General features: G+C 63.7%; 1 protein-coding gene. It reads left to right on the top strand.

Annotated features, from left to right (window positions below; translation table 11 throughout):
* The coding region (locus tag EN852_RS37605; RefSeq protein WP_246694549.1) for a hydantoinase B/oxoprolinase family protein at positions 1-302 on the top strand (302 nt) is incomplete at its 5' end.
* Positions 303-328 lie beyond the last annotated feature (26 nt).

The following is a 328-nucleotide window of genomic DNA, read 5'->3' as shown; positions in this document are numbered from 1 at the left end:
CGATGAAGCTGGTGCGCGAGGTCGTCTTCGACGACGCGATCCTGCGCATCATGAGCACCAATGTGCGCAAGCCCGACCTCAACATCGGCGACATCAAGGCGCTGGTCGGCGCGCTCAACACCGGCGAACGTAAGATTCAGGCGATGGTGAAAAAGTTCGGCACGGCCGGCTTCATCGAAGGGGTCGCCGCGCTTCTCGATCACGCCGAGGCGCAGGCGCGCGACGTGCTGCGCGCCATGCCCGACGGCACCTGGGAATTCGCCGACTATGCCGACGAGGATTCGGTCGAAGCCAACCCATGACGGCTGAAAGATCGGAGGAGGGTCGT

The sequence above is a fragment of the Mesorhizobium sp. M2E.F.Ca.ET.209.01.1.1 genome (assembly GCF_004010375.2).
Classification (GTDB): Bacteria; Pseudomonadota; Alphaproteobacteria; order Rhizobiales; family Rhizobiaceae; genus Mesorhizobium.
The sequence above is the reverse complement of the archived record's forward strand: the minus strand, read 5'-3'. Positions and strand labels throughout refer to the sequence as shown.